This window comes from Halomonas sp. Cn5-12 (genome assembly GCF_021532545.1).
Lineage (GTDB): Bacteria > Pseudomonadota > Gammaproteobacteria > Pseudomonadales > Halomonadaceae > Vreelandella > Vreelandella aquamarina.
In genome coordinates, this window is sequence record NZ_JAKGAY010000011.1 from 54,412 (window position 1) to 67,214 (window position 12,803).

The window sequence follows — 12,803 nt, forward strand, 5'->3', positions numbered from 1 at the left end:
CATTGATCATTACAGATAAACCTTGCTGTTTTAACATCGTTATTCAGGCGAGATGGCGGCAGCTAAGTGCGTTCCAGTCGCCTTGAGCGCGGCATTCTACCAGCAAACAGGCCAATTCGCACCCGCCACCCTAGACGTTTAGACGATGACCTTCCCTCTAAGCTTGGCTTACCATGGCACTCAAACGGCGGCCCCACCGCCCTTTCCTCGCCACTTTCTACCCTACCAACGAGAGGAACCGCACATGAGCCAGACAGTCGCAGTGATTAAAGGCGATGGCATCGGCCCTGAGATAATGGACGCCACCCTGCAAGTGTTAGACGCCCTTGAGTGCGGGCTGAACTACGAGTTTATCGACGCAGGTCTGGTAGCGCTTGAAAAGCACGGCACGCTGATTCCACAAGCCTCGTTGGATGCCATTGAAAAGCACGGCATTGCCCTGAAAGGCCCGCTCACCACGCCGATTGGTAAGGGCTTTTCATCCATCAACGTGCAGTTACGCCGCCATTTTGACCTCTATGCCAACGTGCGCCCCGCCATCAGCTTTCCGGGCACCCGCTCCCGCTACGATGATATCGACATGATCACCGTGCGGGAAAACACCGAAGGGGCTTACCTCTCCGATGGCCAAGAGATGCTCGACGACGGCAATACCGGCATCTCGGTGATCAAAGTGACCCGCAAAGGCTCCGAGCGCATCGTGCGTTACGCCTTTGAGCTAGCCAAACAGAATGGTCGCAAGAAGGTCACCGCCGTTCACAAAGCCAACATCATCAAGACCAGCTCCGGCCTGTTTTTAGACGTTGCCCGTGAAGTGGCCAGCGAGTATCCCGAGATCGAATTCCAAGAGATGATCGTGGATAACGCCTGTATGCAGCTGGTTATGAACCCTCACCAATTCGATGTGGTCGTCACCACTAACCTGTTCGGCGATATCCTCTCCGACCTGTGCGCGGGCCTCGTGGGCGGTTTGGGCTTGGCCCCAGGGGCGAACATCGGTGAAAAAGCGGCGATTTTCGAAGCAGTACACGGTTCGGCACCCGACATTGCAGGCAAGAAAATTGCCAACCCTTGTGCGCTGCTGCTTGCCGCCGCCCAGATGCTCGACCACCTCGGCATGACTGCCAAGGGTGACGCAATTCGCCAAGGGATTCGCGCCGTGCTGGAAAAACGCCGCGATATGGTCACACCCGACATGGGTGGCACCGGCACCACCGATACCTTCGCCCAGGCGCTGGTGGAGCACCTAAAAGGCTGAGCCTAGCCCAGCCATACATCGAGAAACAGCATGATCACCAAGCCCATCGCCAGGCCAAACGTCGCTTTCTTCTGGTGGCCACAGCGATGGGTTTCGGGAATGATTTCGTGGCTAATCACGTAGAGCATGGCACCCGCAGCAAACGCCAGGCCCCAGGGCAACAGCACTTGAGAAACGGTGACGACGCTGGCGCCAAACAGCCCGCCAATCGGCTCGATGAGCCCGGTCAGCGCCGCAATCGACCAGGAGCGCCACTTGGAGTAGCCTTCCCCCATCAGCGCCACGGCTACCGCTAACCCTTCCGGCATGTTCTGCAAGCCAATCCCAATTGCCAGCGGCATTCCGCCCTCTAAGCCATTGGCACCAAAGCCAACGCCGACCGCCAAGCCTTCCGGCAGGTTGTGAATTGCAATGGCAAACACAAACAGCCATACCCGACGCAGCGAAGCGGCTTCCGGCCCCTCTCTCCCCTGCTGGAAGTGTTCGTGCGGCAAACCTTCGTTGAGCAGCGCAATGGCCCCCATGCCGAGCAAAATCGCAGTGCATACCAGCGCTGCGGGCACCGGCCCGCCGGCGTAATAGATTTCTGCGGCCTCCAGGGCAGGAATGATCAGGGAAAAAAACGAAGCCGCCAGCATCACCCCGGCCGCAAAGCCCAGCGCTAAATCACGAAACCCCCGACTTGGCGTTTTGCCCAGCAGCACGGGCAACGCCCCCACGGCGGTCAATAGCCCAGCCACCAAACTGCCTAAAAATCCTAATAACAGCGTATTTTCCATGAATATCGTAAACTCGATGTGCGATGAGAAGGAACCAGCAACGACAAGGGGACACTGTGACCATCACCGCTTCACTGGCCGCCACGCATTTCAGCTACATGCGCCCTCGCCTACTTGCCTTTGCGCGCTTACAGCTAAGGGACTCAGCCGCCGCCGAAGATGCCGTTCAAGAAACTTTACTGACCGCCTTTGAAAAAAGCACGACGTTTGAAGGCCGCTCAGAGTTTGAAACCTGGGTATTTGGCATCTTGAAATTCAAGATTCTAGATCAGTTACGCCACCAGAAAAAACAGGGGCGCTGGCAGCCACTAGAAGAACCCGCCTAGCATAAAAAAAGCCCCGACAGTGGCACTGGCGGGGCTTCCAATCGACTGCTTGTCGCGCGATTAACGCAGCTTGGTCTTGCGTAGGTAAGGCAGCACGGTGTCAAACTCACCAAATTTCTGCTTGGCGTCCTCGTCTGAGACGCTGGGCGGGATGATGACATCCTGGCCGACCGTCCAATCCGCCGGGGTGGCAATCCCATGCTTTGCCGTGGTTTGCAGCGCATCCAGCGCACGCAAAATTTCGGCAAAGTTACGGCCTACGGTCATCGGGTAGGTCATGGAGAGCTTTAGCTGCTTATCCGGGCCGATGATGAAGACCGAACGCACGGTGGCGCTGTCCGCTGGCGTGCGGCCATCGGGCAGGTAGGCATCTTCCGGCAGCATATCGAACAGCTTGGAGACTTTGAGGTCTTCATCAGCAATGAGGGGGAAACCCACGCTACTGCCGCTCGCGGTTTCGATATCGCCTGCCCAGCGATTGTGGTCTTCCACGCCGTCAACAGAAACACCAATTACCTTAGTGCCGCGCTTTTCCCATTCAGCACTCAGTTTCGCTACTGCGCCCAACTCAGTGGTGCACACCGGTGTGAAGTCTTTGGGGTGCGAGAAGAGAATCGCCCAGCTATCGCCGATCCAATCGTGAAAACGAATCGGCCCTTGGCTGGTTTCTGCTTCAAAGTCAGGTACGACTGCATTGATACGTAATGACATCGTTGCTCCTCGTTAAAGTGAAGTGGCTCTCATACCTTATATGACTTTCAACGCCTTCACTATAGAACGTTTCACACTAAGACAATGAGGTTATGGCAGCGTTCACTCTGCTGGTTTCACATTCTTATCTTCGCGTTTAATACGTTTGACCCAACGCTGTTTCGCATAGTGGCGCAGGTTCGCCACGCTGTCAGTTTCATCGACGATATCTTGGCCGAGAATGGTCTCAATAATATCTTCCAGCGTGATCAGCCCTACAAAAGTGCCGTGCTCATCGTAAACCACCCGCATGTGCAGGTGATCTTTCAACATGGAGGTAAATACCTGCTCCACATTATTGGACACCTCGACGCTACCAATGGGGTGCATCAGCTCACGCATCGTTTTGGTGTCGTCGGCATGGTACATATCCGCCTTGTGTACGTAGCCAAATGCCTGTTCGCCGTTATCCATCACCGGGAAGCGAGTAAACGGCGCTTTACCGTACTGCTCGTCAAATTCGCTAACGGACATGTTCGGTGGCACGGTCTCACACACGGTGCGAGGCGTCATGGCCTTACTCACCGCAATTTCGTGCAGGTTGAGCATGTTGATGATGGTGCGCGACTCATCGGCGTCCAACACTTGCTGTTCCAGGCCAACCCGCGCCAGCACTTTGATCTCATCGCGCAGATCCACGTCATGCTCTGACTTACCTAAGCGGCGGGTAATCTGCTCCGACATCCAAATAAACGGCAGCAGACCCATAATCATCGGGTTGAGCAACTTCGGCAACAGCGGCGCTAGGCCACGCCAGTAGGTAGCACCGATCGTCTTGGGGATGATCTCTGAAAGAATCAGAATCAGCATGGTCATCACGGCAGAGACAATCGCAATGGATGCCTCACCAAACACGACCGCTGCCTGAGCACCCACCGCCGTTGCCCCGACAGTATGAGCAATCGTATTGAGCGTCAGAATCGCGGCAAGCGGCCGATCGATATTGGTTTTCAGCTTGGTCAGCGCGGTGTGAAGTTTGGGATTGTCTTCTTTTTGCTTGGCAATATAGCTCGGCGTAATCGACAGCAGCGCTGCCTCAAGAATAGAACACAGAAAGGAGAACGCGATTGAAAAGGTGGCAATCGTGACGAGGAGGAACATGGAAGGCTCATGTAGTTGATGATAAATGCGTTATAGGGGCACTGACCGCCAGAAGCAAGTGGCGGTTCAACAAAAGGGCTTTTTCACTTAGATACCCATGCTAACATCTAACCTCTCTTAATCTAGTTAAATAACCTTGTTAAATACTGCTGCCTGAAAGGATGCTTGCTGATGTTTGACGCGCCCGCTGCTGTTGCTACGCCTGAAGCTGTTGAGACCTTCATTACCCGCTGGAAGGGCACCACCGGCACCGAAAAGGCCAACTACCAGCTGTTCCTTTCAGAGCTATGCGCACTGCTGGCGCTACCCACGCCCGACCCCGCCAGCAAAGACAACAGTGAAAACGCCTACACCTTTGAGCGCCGGGTAGATATTCAAAACCCCGACGGAAGCGAGAACCGCGGTTTTATCGACCTCTACAAGCGCGGCGCCTTTGTACTGGAAGCCAAGCAAACCAGCAAAGGGCTAGAAACCAAAGGTTGGGACAAAGCCATGCAGGCGGCCTATAACCAAGCCGACCAGTACGTGCGCGCCCTGCCCGCCAACGAAGGCCGCCCGCCGTTTATTGTGGTAACGGATGTGGGCCGCACCCTGGCACTGTATTCGGAATTTTCGCGCTCTGGCGGCACCTATGTGCCCTTCCCCGACCCGCGCAACTACCGCATCAAGCTGGAAGACCTGCGCCAACCTGAGGTTCAACAACGCCTAAAAGCCTTGTGGGAAGCGCCCGACACCCTAGACCCGAGCCAATACGCTGCCCGCGTGACCCGTGAAGTCAGCGCAACGCTAGCCCAGCTTGCCAAAGCGCTGGAAGCCGATGGTTACGAAGTGGACCGCGTGGCGCACTTTTTGAAGCGCTGCCTGTTCACCATGTTCAGTGAAGACGTAGAGCTACTGCCTAAAAACAGCTTTACCGACTTCCTCACCCGCATGAAAGAGACCCCCGAGCACTTTGCCGACGCCATTGGCTCGTTATGGGAAAGCATGAACAGCGGCGGTTTTAGCGGCGTACTCACGGCCAAGGTGATGCGCTTTAACGGCGGCCTGTTTAAAGGCATCGACCCCATCCCGCTCACCCCCGAACAAATTCAGTTATTGATTGATGCCGCCAAAGCCGACTGGCGCTTTGTGGAACCGGCCATTTTCGGCACGCTGCTGGAGCGCGCCCTAGACCCCCGCGAACGCCACAAACTAGGTGCCCACTACACGCCCCGCGCTTACGTCGAGCGGCTGGTGATGCCCACGCTGATTGAACCGCTACGCCGGGAGTGGGCCACCGCCCAGGTGGTCGCGGAAACCCACAACCAGAAAGGCAAAACCGATAAAGCGCTAGAGAGCCTGCGCGCCTTTCACCACAAGCTCTGCCAAGTACGCGTGCTGGACCCCGCCTGCGGCAGCGCCAACTTCCTGTATGTGGCGCTTGAGCACATGAAGCGCCTGGAAGGTGAGGTGTTAAACCTGATTGCCGACCTCAGCGGCGGGCAAGACTCCTTGGAAGCCGAAGGCTTTACCGTCTCGCCACAGCAGTTCCTCGGCATGGAAATTAACCCCCGCGCCGCCGCCATTGCCGAAATTGTGCTGTGGATTGGTTACCTGCAGTGGCACTACCGCATTAACGGCAAGCTCGACCTGCCCGAGCCAATTCTCAAAGACTTCCACAACATCGAAAACCGCGATGCGCTGATAGAATTTGAACGCCGCGAGCCGCTGCTGGATGACGCAGGCAAAGAAGTCACCATCTGGGACGGCATCAGCATGAAGAAAAGCCCCGCCACCGGCGAGCTGATCCCCGATGAAGCCGCCCGCACCCCCGTGTACCGCTACCACAACCCCAGGCGTGCCGAGTGGCCAGAAGCGGATTACATTGTCGGCAACCCGCCGTTTATTGGGGCCTCTACCATGCGCCGCGCCCTTGGCGATGGCTATGTAGACGCCGTGCGCCAGGTATTTAAAGGCACGGTGCCGGAATCTGCCGATTTTGTGATGTACTGGTGGCACATTGCCGCCGAGGCGGTGCGCAACGGCCACGCTCAACAGTTTGGCTTTATTACCACCAACAGCCTGCGCCAAACCTTCAACCGCCGCGTACTGGAACCACATTTAAACGATGCTAAAAAGCCGCTCTCGCTCACCTTCGCGATTCCCGACCACCCCTGGGTCGATGGCAACGACGGTGCCGCTGTGCGCATCGCCATGACCGTGGGCCGCGCAGGCGAAGCGCCTGGGCTGCTACAGCAAGTGACTAATGAAAACAGCGATGAAGGCCGCGAAGCCCGCAATGTGGCACTAAGCCGCCGCGAGGGTAAGGTGTTTGCTGACTTAACAATTGGGGCAGATGTGGCGGGAGCCCAACCATTGTTGGCAAACTCAACAATAGCCTCACGAGGCGTGCAGCTGATTGGCGCTGGCTTTATTGTAACTCCAGAAGAAGCCAACCAGCTTGGCCTGGATAACAATCCAACACTTAACCAAGTAATCCGCAATTACCGCAACGGTCGCGACCTCACCCAAACCCCACGTGGCGTCAAAGTAATAGACCTTTTTGGTCTAACCGTCGACGAAGTAAAGTGGCAGTTCCCGTCTGTTTATCAATGGATATTCGAACGCGTTAAACCTGAGCGAGACCAGAACAAGCGTGCCACTTACCGCAATAAGTGGTGGATTTTCGGGGAAGCGAGAAAAGATTGGCGCCGTTATGCTAATGGCCTTCCCCGTTATATCGCTACTGTCGAAACAGCTAAACACCGCCTGTTTACATTTTTGGATGCTGATATTTTACCGGACAACAAGCTAATCAATATTGCTCTGCAAAAGGGTGAAGAGTTTGGGCTGTTATCAAGCCGCTTGCATATACTCTGGTCATTAGCGGCTGGTAGCCGTTTGGGTGTTGGCAACGATTCAGTTTATGTAAAAACCCGCTGTTTCGAGACCTTCCCTTTCCCAGAACTGACCGACAAGCAGGCGGCGCAGATCGGCCAACTGGCCGAGCAGATCGACGCTCACCGCAAGCGTCAGCAGGCCGAGCACCCCACACTCACGCTTACCGGTATGTACAACGTGATGGAGAAGCTGCGCGCAGGCGAAGAGCTCAACGCCAAAGAGCAAACCATCAACCAACAAGGCTTGGTCAGCACCCTGCTTGCCGACCATGACGCCCTAGACCGCGCGGTATTTAACGCCTACGGCTGGGATGACTTGACAAAAGCACTCGTGGGCTTACCCGGAGCCACTACGCCCCTGCCGGATAAACCCGCCGCCCAGGCAGAAGCCGAAGAAGAGTTACTAATGCGCCTAGTGGCGCTCAACAAACAGCGCGCCGCTGAAGAAGCGCAAGGCAAGGTGCGCTGGCTACGCCCGGAGTACCAAGCGCCGGAAGAAGCCGCCCCCACCCAAACCGAGCTGCAAAGCACCACGGCTGAGGCCAGCGCCCCAGCCGCCGACAAAACAAAAGCCACCTGGCCCAAAGACCTCGCCACCCAGGTCACGCTGCTACGCGACATGCTCGCCCAAAGCCCCCACAGCGCGGAAAGCCTGGCCGCCCAGTTCAAACGCAAACCGCTAAAAGGCGTCAACGAGGTACTCTCCGCCCTCGCCGCCCTCGGCCAAGCCCAGCAGGATGATGAACACTGGCGGCTGGTGAGGTGATGATGGAAAAGCCCCGCATCGTAGAAGCCAAGGAGATTCTGCGCCAATCAACTCAAGGCCGCACTCAGCCATTTATTGTGCGTGATGTTATGGATGAGCAGTACGTGGTCAAAGGTATCCATGGCGTTGGCCAACCGTCATTGGTCGCTGAGCTCATTTGCGCTGAATTGGCACGGCGGTGTGAATTGCCCATCGCTGAGTACGCTTTGATGCGATTTCCAGCAGGCATGCTAGATTTTTCCATGGAGCCTCGCGCCTCCGATCTGAAAGGCGGGCTAGCATTCGCTTCTAAGGTCGCTGCGCATAGCCAGGATCTGCTTTTTTCACAAATCTCAGAAGTCGATGAAGTGATTCAGCAGCGGCTTTTGCTATTCGATATGTGGGTTAACAATGAGGATCGTCGCCTGAGCGCTCAAGGAGGCAACGTCAACCTGCTATGGAGCTCAGTGAACGGTTTGGTAGTGATTGATCATAATCTAGCTTTCGACCCTATCAACGGTAACGGCGATTTTGAAAATCATGTATTTAGCCATCAACGTGCATGTTTTGCGGACCTGGAAGTACGCGCACGCCACGAGGCGGTGCTTGACGCGGCCCTGAACGATTGGGATATGATCATCGATTCGATTCCTCTGGAGTGGCTCTATCACGATATAGACGATGACACCTCAGAGATACACCCCTCACTGGCAGAGCGCTTCAATCTATTAGCACGGTTACGCGATCCTTCCTTCTGGAGCCTGATATGAGCGCCATTATTTGTAATTATGCAGTGCTGCGCTTTCAGCCCTACCTGGATACGGGTGAGTTCGCGAACCTGGGAATCATCATGCTCTGCAATAACGGCGTGTTCCTTCAACGCGTTGAAACCGTTGCTCGCAAACGCATCACACAATTTTTCGATAAACTGCCAGCAAAAGTGTTTACTCAGGCACGCCAACATTTCGTCACAGAGCTCAAGAGGACGGTTGATCTAGCCAACCAGCACCAAGGCCAACCTGAGGTGCAGCTGCGCATTTTCAAAGATTTAATAGAGCCTCGTGAAGCCATGTTTCGCTTTAGCAGGCCAGGCACGCTAGCCGCTAAAGACCCGCAAGCAGCGCTTGATGAGCTATTCAACCGCTATGTTCATCATGATTTTAAGCACGTAGCATCACCAGAAGAGCAGCTCACCAAAGATGTCACGCAATGGCTAAAATCGCTGAACCGTCGTTACACAGAGCAAACGCTGGGAAACGATATCGTGCGCGTAAAGTTGCCGTTCGTCTGGCAAGAAGGCGCACACATACGACAGGCCATCAAACCCATCAGTTTTGATTTGGATGACGCCAGCAAAATTATTGAGAAGGGTGATAAGTGGCTAGCGCATTTACGCCGCCTTAAAATTTCTGGCCATAACCCTGACGATATGGTGTTTATTAGTCAGGCACCGAAGGTACAAAAAGGCCCTAAATTGCAAGCATACCGAGAGATTTGCCAAGAAATAGAGGGCGAGTACTCAGCACGTGTGCTGCCAGAGCAACTTGGACAACACAGCATTCTCAAGGCAGTTTCAGCACCTTTTTAGTCAACACAGCGTTAGGTGCCTTCAGTTTTTCAAGCTCACACTAAAACGCCCCCAGACGGGGGCGTTTTGCGTTCTGAATCGACTCAAGGCTGCTTACGCAAACACTTCCGTCCACTCACTGCGCTTGGCCAGCAGGCCTTTAGCAAGTTTCTGGGCGCCTTCCAAGCTGTGGCTGGCGGCCCAGCCGCACTGCATTTCGTTGCAAGCGGGCACTTCAGTGGCGGTTAGTACGTCGTTGAGGGTTTTCTCGATGATCGATAGTACATCGTCGTAATCATCGTGGTTAATCAGCGCGATATAGAAGCCGGTCTGGCAGCCCATCGGGCTGATATCGACCACTTTATCGGTATGGTTGCGCGACATTTCCGCCATCAAGTGCTCCAGGGAGTGCAGCGCGGGCATCTCCATGTGCTCTTTGTTGGGCTGGCAGATCCGCAGGTCATACTTGTGGATACGGTCGCCGTTCTGGCCCTCTTTAATATCGGCCAAGCGTACGTAGGGCGCTTTTACCTTGGTGTGATCCAGGTTAAAGCTTTCAACGTTCATCTTCTTTTCGGTCATGGTGGCTCCGTCGTCGCTCTCTTTCGCTCGCCTATTCTACACGCTGAAGGCGGTTACACCTTGGGAGCGTCGAAATTCCACGGTTCATCGGTGTAAACGCATACATTGGCGTCTTCAATGTCGCCATCGGGCGACTCAACGTGCTTGGCGAAGAAGTCTTGAATCTCTTTACGCTGGCAGTGGGCTTCAAACTCTTCGCGACTGGCCCAAATTTCATGGAACACAATCGGGTAGCTAGTGCCTTGGGCAAACGGGTTATCGATCTGGCGAGTCACCGTGTAGTGCAAGCAGGCATCTTCGCGGTGCGTATTGGGTTCTAACGTCTGCAGCGCTTTAAATACGGCTTCCTCTTTACCGGCCTTGGGTTTGAAGCTAGCGATGCAGTAGATTTTTTTCGACATATTGTGTTCCATGTAAGGAGGGTTCTGCCCACCATTATGGGGCCGATAGCGGTAGATACCAACCTATCGCATCATCCGTTCCGCCAGCGTTTCTAATTCAGGTACCGTCATATCCGGCTCAATGCCCCAGGGGTCGAAGGGGGCATCCGAATGGCGGCGTACCCAGGCGCTACGCAGGCCCGCGTGGGCCGCGCCAATCACATCAAAGGGGTTGCTAGAGATCAGCCAGGTGTTTTCCGGGCGCGTTTCTAGCCACGTGCGTAGGTAGGCGTAAACGGCGGGGTCGGGCTTGAAGCGCTTTACCTCATCGACACTGATCACGACATCCATATGACTCCTCACACCTGCGCGAGTCAGCAGTTGGCTAACAGCTTCTTCCGTGCCGTTGGAAAAGGCCACGCAGCGGATGCCCGCATCGCGCAGTTGGTCCAGCGCAGGCACCACATCTGGGAACGCAGGCAGCTCCGCATAAACGGCCATTAAGTGGTCGCGGTCGTTATCGGAAAGGTCGGTTTGTAGCGCGCGGTCGGTAAACACCAGCGCTTCACGCGTGCACTCGGTAAAGGGCACATAAGCCCCCATCAGGCCATGGCGGAAGCTGTACTCCAGCTGCTTTTCCCGCCAGCGTTTGGCAAACTCGCCTGCCTTGGTGACATCGCTTAGGCGGCGTTCCAGTTCAACGGTTACCCCCTGGGTATCAATTAGCGTGCCGTATACATCAAAGGCTAGTACCGGTTGCATTGTGTACGCCTCCTTAACGATCCATTGTCTATTCACTGTATTCAGCATAGACACCGCGATCAAAAACAGCCGTGAACAAAAACAAAAACGCCGCTGCATCAGCAGCGGCGCTTAAACGGCTAACGCAGGCGATTAAACGGTAAAAGCGGCTTCTTGCTGGCCCGTTTTCAGGTCGCCGGAGCGCACTAACTCATCGGTCACGCGGTCGATGGCACGTTTGGCACGGCCAATCATCTCGTCCACTTCACCACGATTGATGGTCAGCGGCGGCGCAAAACCTAGAATGTCACCTTGGGGCATGGCGCGGGCAATCAGGTTCTCTTCCAGCGCGGCAGCGGCGACACGCGGGCCAACCTTCAACGAGGGGTCGAAGTGCAGGCGCTGTTTGGCATCCGGAGAGAATTCCAGCGCAGCCATCAGGCCTACGCCGCGCACGTCGCCCAGCAGCGGGTGACCTTCGAAGGTGGCTTTCAGCTGCTGCTGGAAGTAAGCGCCGGTTTCTGCCGCGTTGCCCACCAGGTTTTCGCGCTCGATGATATCCAGGTTGGCAAGGCCAGCAGCACAACCCAGGGCGTGGCCTGAGTAGGTCCAGCCGTGGCCGATGGGGCCGAATTCACCGGTGCCCTGCTCAAGCACTTTCCACACTTTATCGCCGACAATCACGCCAGACAGCGGCTGGTAGGCGCTGGTCAGACCTTTGGCGATAGTGATCAGGTCAGGCTTCATATTGTAGTGGTGGCTACCGAAGTCGGAGCCGGTACGGCCGAAGCCACATACCACTTCGTCGGCAATTAGCAGCACGTCGTACTTGTCCAGTATCGGCTGAATCGCTTCCCAGTAGCCTTCCGGCGGCGGCACGATACCGCCAGTGCCAAGTACCGGCTCGCCGATAAAGGCGGCAACGGTGTCCGGGCCCTCTTCCAGAATCATCGCTTCGAGCTTATCCGCGCAATAGGCAGAGAACTCCCGCTCGGTCATGCCGTGCTGCTCGGCGGCGCGCAGGTAGTAGTGCGGCGCTTCGGTATGGCGGATGGTATCGATGGGCAGGTCGAAGTGGTCGTGGAACGCCTTCAGGCCGGTCAGCGAGCCAGACGCGATGCCAGAGCCGTGGTAACCGCGCATGCGCGAGATGACCTTTTTCTTCTGCGGGCGACCCAGGACGTTGTTGTAGTAACGCACGATTTTGAGCTGGGTTTCGTTGGCGTCAGAGCCGGACATGCCGTAGTAGACTTTGGACATGTTGAGGCCTGCAATTTTCAGCACGCGCTCGGAAAGCTCGATTTGCGGCTCGTTGGAGTGGCCTACGTAGGTGTGGTAGTAGGAGAGCTCAAGCGCCTGCTTGTAGATAGCTTCAGCCACTTCAGTGCGACCATAGCCGATGTTCACACAGTAAAGACCCGCAAAACCGTCGATGAACTCACGACCATCTTTATCAACGATATTAATGCCTTTACCACCGGTAATAACACGGCCCGGTGCGTCGCCGTGGGCGAAGTCACGCAGGTGGGTAGAGGCGTGGAAGGTGACTTTACGGTCGCGTTCGATCAGATCCTGATGCAAGCTCATAACGTTCTCTCTTTACAATAAACCTCCCCACTGTTGGGGAGGGTGTTTTATCTTTGGTGACTGACGTAATGTTGGGCACCTAGCGGTGCCTTCGCCCGGCGGAGCCGG

Annotated in this window: 12 protein-coding genes; 5 read left to right on the top strand and 7 right to left on the bottom strand. The window is 55.7% G+C overall.

Going from position 1 to position 12,803, the window contains the following annotated elements:
- Window positions 1-244 precede the first annotated feature (244 nt).
- A complete protein-coding gene (locus tag L1249_RS08350) occupies window positions 245-1,258 on the top strand; it encodes an isocitrate dehydrogenase (RefSeq protein WP_044630268.1) in 1,014 nt (337 codons plus the stop codon).
- 2 nt (window positions 1,259-1,260) lie between these two features.
- On the opposite strand, the gene L1249_RS08355 is transcribed toward L1249_RS08350, so the two are convergent.
- Complete coding sequence (locus L1249_RS08355) at window positions 1,261-2,037, bottom strand: ZIP family metal transporter (protein ID WP_044630269.1); 777 nt, start codon at window positions 2,035-2,037, stop codon at window positions 1,261-1,263.
- A gap of 56 nt (window positions 2,038-2,093) precedes the next feature.
- Between L1249_RS08355 and L1249_RS08360 the strand changes: the two genes are divergently transcribed.
- The gene (locus L1249_RS08360) at window positions 2,094-2,363 is read left to right on the top strand and encodes a sigma factor (RefSeq protein WP_082051476.1); all 270 of its coding nucleotides are present in this window, start codon (window positions 2,094-2,096) and stop codon (window positions 2,361-2,363) included.
- 60 nt (window positions 2,364-2,423) lie between these two features.
- Here L1249_RS08360 and L1249_RS08365 read toward each other — a convergent pair whose 3' ends face one another.
- A complete protein-coding gene (locus L1249_RS08365) occupies window positions 2,424-3,074 on the bottom strand; it encodes a peroxiredoxin (RefSeq protein WP_044630270.1) in 651 nt (216 codons plus the stop codon).
- Between the two features lie 102 nt (window positions 3,075-3,176).
- A complete protein-coding gene (locus tag L1249_RS08370; protein ID WP_235253502.1) occupies window positions 3,177-4,214 on the bottom strand; it encodes a CNNM domain-containing protein in 1,038 nt (345 codons plus the stop codon).
- Between the two features lie 171 nt (window positions 4,215-4,385).
- Here L1249_RS08370 and L1249_RS08375 point away from each other — a divergent pair, with 171 nt between their 5' ends.
- From L1249_RS08375 to L1249_RS08385, 3 genes are read left to right on the top strand one after another with little or no spacing between them, the layout of a single operon-like run.
- Window positions 4,386-7,859: a class I SAM-dependent DNA methyltransferase gene (locus tag L1249_RS08375; protein WP_235253504.1), complete on the top strand. Its 3,474-nt coding sequence runs from the start codon at window positions 4,386-4,388 to the stop codon at window positions 7,857-7,859.
- A gap of 2 nt (window positions 7,860-7,861) precedes the next feature.
- On the top strand, window positions 7,862-8,608 hold the full coding sequence (locus L1249_RS08380) for a HipA family kinase (RefSeq protein ID WP_228168307.1): 747 nt from the start codon (window positions 7,862-7,864) through the stop codon (window positions 8,606-8,608).
- Window positions 8,605-9,426 carry a DUF3037 domain-containing protein gene (locus L1249_RS08385; RefSeq protein WP_054641159.1) on the top strand — a complete coding sequence of 274 codons (822 nt, stop codon included), beginning with the start codon at window positions 8,605-8,607 and terminating at the stop codon, window positions 9,424-9,426. The genes L1249_RS08380 and L1249_RS08385 overlap by 4 nt, the downstream gene beginning before the upstream one ends.
- Window positions 9,427-9,519: 93 nt before the next feature.
- On the opposite strand, the gene L1249_RS08390 is transcribed toward L1249_RS08385, so the two are convergent.
- The 4 genes from L1249_RS08390 to L1249_RS08405 all read right to left on the bottom strand — a co-directional run bounded on the left by L1249_RS08390 (window position 9,520) and on the right by L1249_RS08405 (window position 12,695).
- Window positions 9,520-9,987 (bottom strand): S-ribosylhomocysteine lyase, encoded by a 468-nt coding sequence (locus L1249_RS08390; RefSeq protein WP_044630275.1) that lies wholly within the window; start codon window positions 9,985-9,987, stop codon window positions 9,520-9,522.
- Window positions 9,988-10,040: 53 nt separating this feature from the next.
- Window positions 10,041-10,388: a putative quinol monooxygenase gene (locus L1249_RS08395; RefSeq protein ID WP_044630276.1), complete on the bottom strand. Its 348-nt coding sequence runs from the start codon at window positions 10,386-10,388 to the stop codon at window positions 10,041-10,043.
- Window positions 10,389-10,451: 63 nt separating this feature from the next.
- Window positions 10,452-11,129, bottom strand: coding sequence for a haloacid dehalogenase type II (locus tag L1249_RS08400; RefSeq protein WP_235253505.1), 678 nt, complete (start codon window positions 11,127-11,129; stop codon window positions 10,452-10,454).
- Between the two features lie 132 nt (window positions 11,130-11,261).
- On the bottom strand, window positions 11,262-12,695 hold the full coding sequence (locus tag L1249_RS08405) for an aspartate aminotransferase family protein (RefSeq protein ID WP_235253506.1): 1,434 nt from the start codon (window positions 12,693-12,695) through the stop codon (window positions 11,262-11,264).
- Between the last annotated feature and the right edge of the window lie 108 nt (window positions 12,696-12,803).

Excerpts from the sequence above, each read along its gene's own strand:
- L1249_RS08350 (WP_044630268.1), top strand. The coding sequence starts at position 245 with ATGAGCCAGACAGTCGCAGTGATTAAAGGCGATGGCATCGGCCCTGAG.
- L1249_RS08355 (WP_044630269.1), bottom strand. The coding sequence starts at position 2,037 with ATGGAAAATACGCTGTTATTAGGATTTTTAGGCAGTTTGGTGGCTGGG.
- L1249_RS08365 (WP_044630270.1), bottom strand. The coding sequence starts at position 3,074 with ATGTCATTACGTATCAATGCAGTCGTACCTGACTTTGAAGCAGAAACC.
- L1249_RS08370 (WP_235253502.1), bottom strand. The coding sequence starts at position 4,214 with ATGTTCCTCCTCGTCACGATTGCCACCTTTTCAATCGCGTTCTCCTTT.
- L1249_RS08375 (WP_235253504.1), top strand. The coding sequence starts at position 4,386 with ATGTTTGACGCGCCCGCTGCTGTTGCTACGCCTGAAGCTGTTGAGACC.
- L1249_RS08380 (WP_228168307.1), top strand. The coding sequence starts at position 7,862 with ATGGAAAAGCCCCGCATCGTAGAAGCCAAGGAGATTCTGCGCCAATCA.
- L1249_RS08385 (WP_054641159.1), top strand. The coding sequence starts at position 8,605 with ATGAGCGCCATTATTTGTAATTATGCAGTGCTGCGCTTTCAGCCCTAC.
- L1249_RS08390 (WP_044630275.1), bottom strand. The coding sequence starts at position 9,987 with ATGACCGAAAAGAAGATGAACGTTGAAAGCTTTAACCTGGATCACACC.
- L1249_RS08395 (WP_044630276.1), bottom strand. The coding sequence starts at position 10,388 with ATGTCGAAAAAAATCTACTGCATCGCTAGCTTCAAACCCAAGGCCGGT.
- L1249_RS08400 (WP_235253505.1), bottom strand. The coding sequence starts at position 11,129 with ATGCAACCGGTACTAGCCTTTGATGTATACGGCACGCTAATTGATACC.
- L1249_RS08405 (WP_235253506.1), bottom strand. The coding sequence starts at position 12,695 with ATGAGCTTGCATCAGGATCTGATCGAACGCGACCGTAAAGTCACCTTC.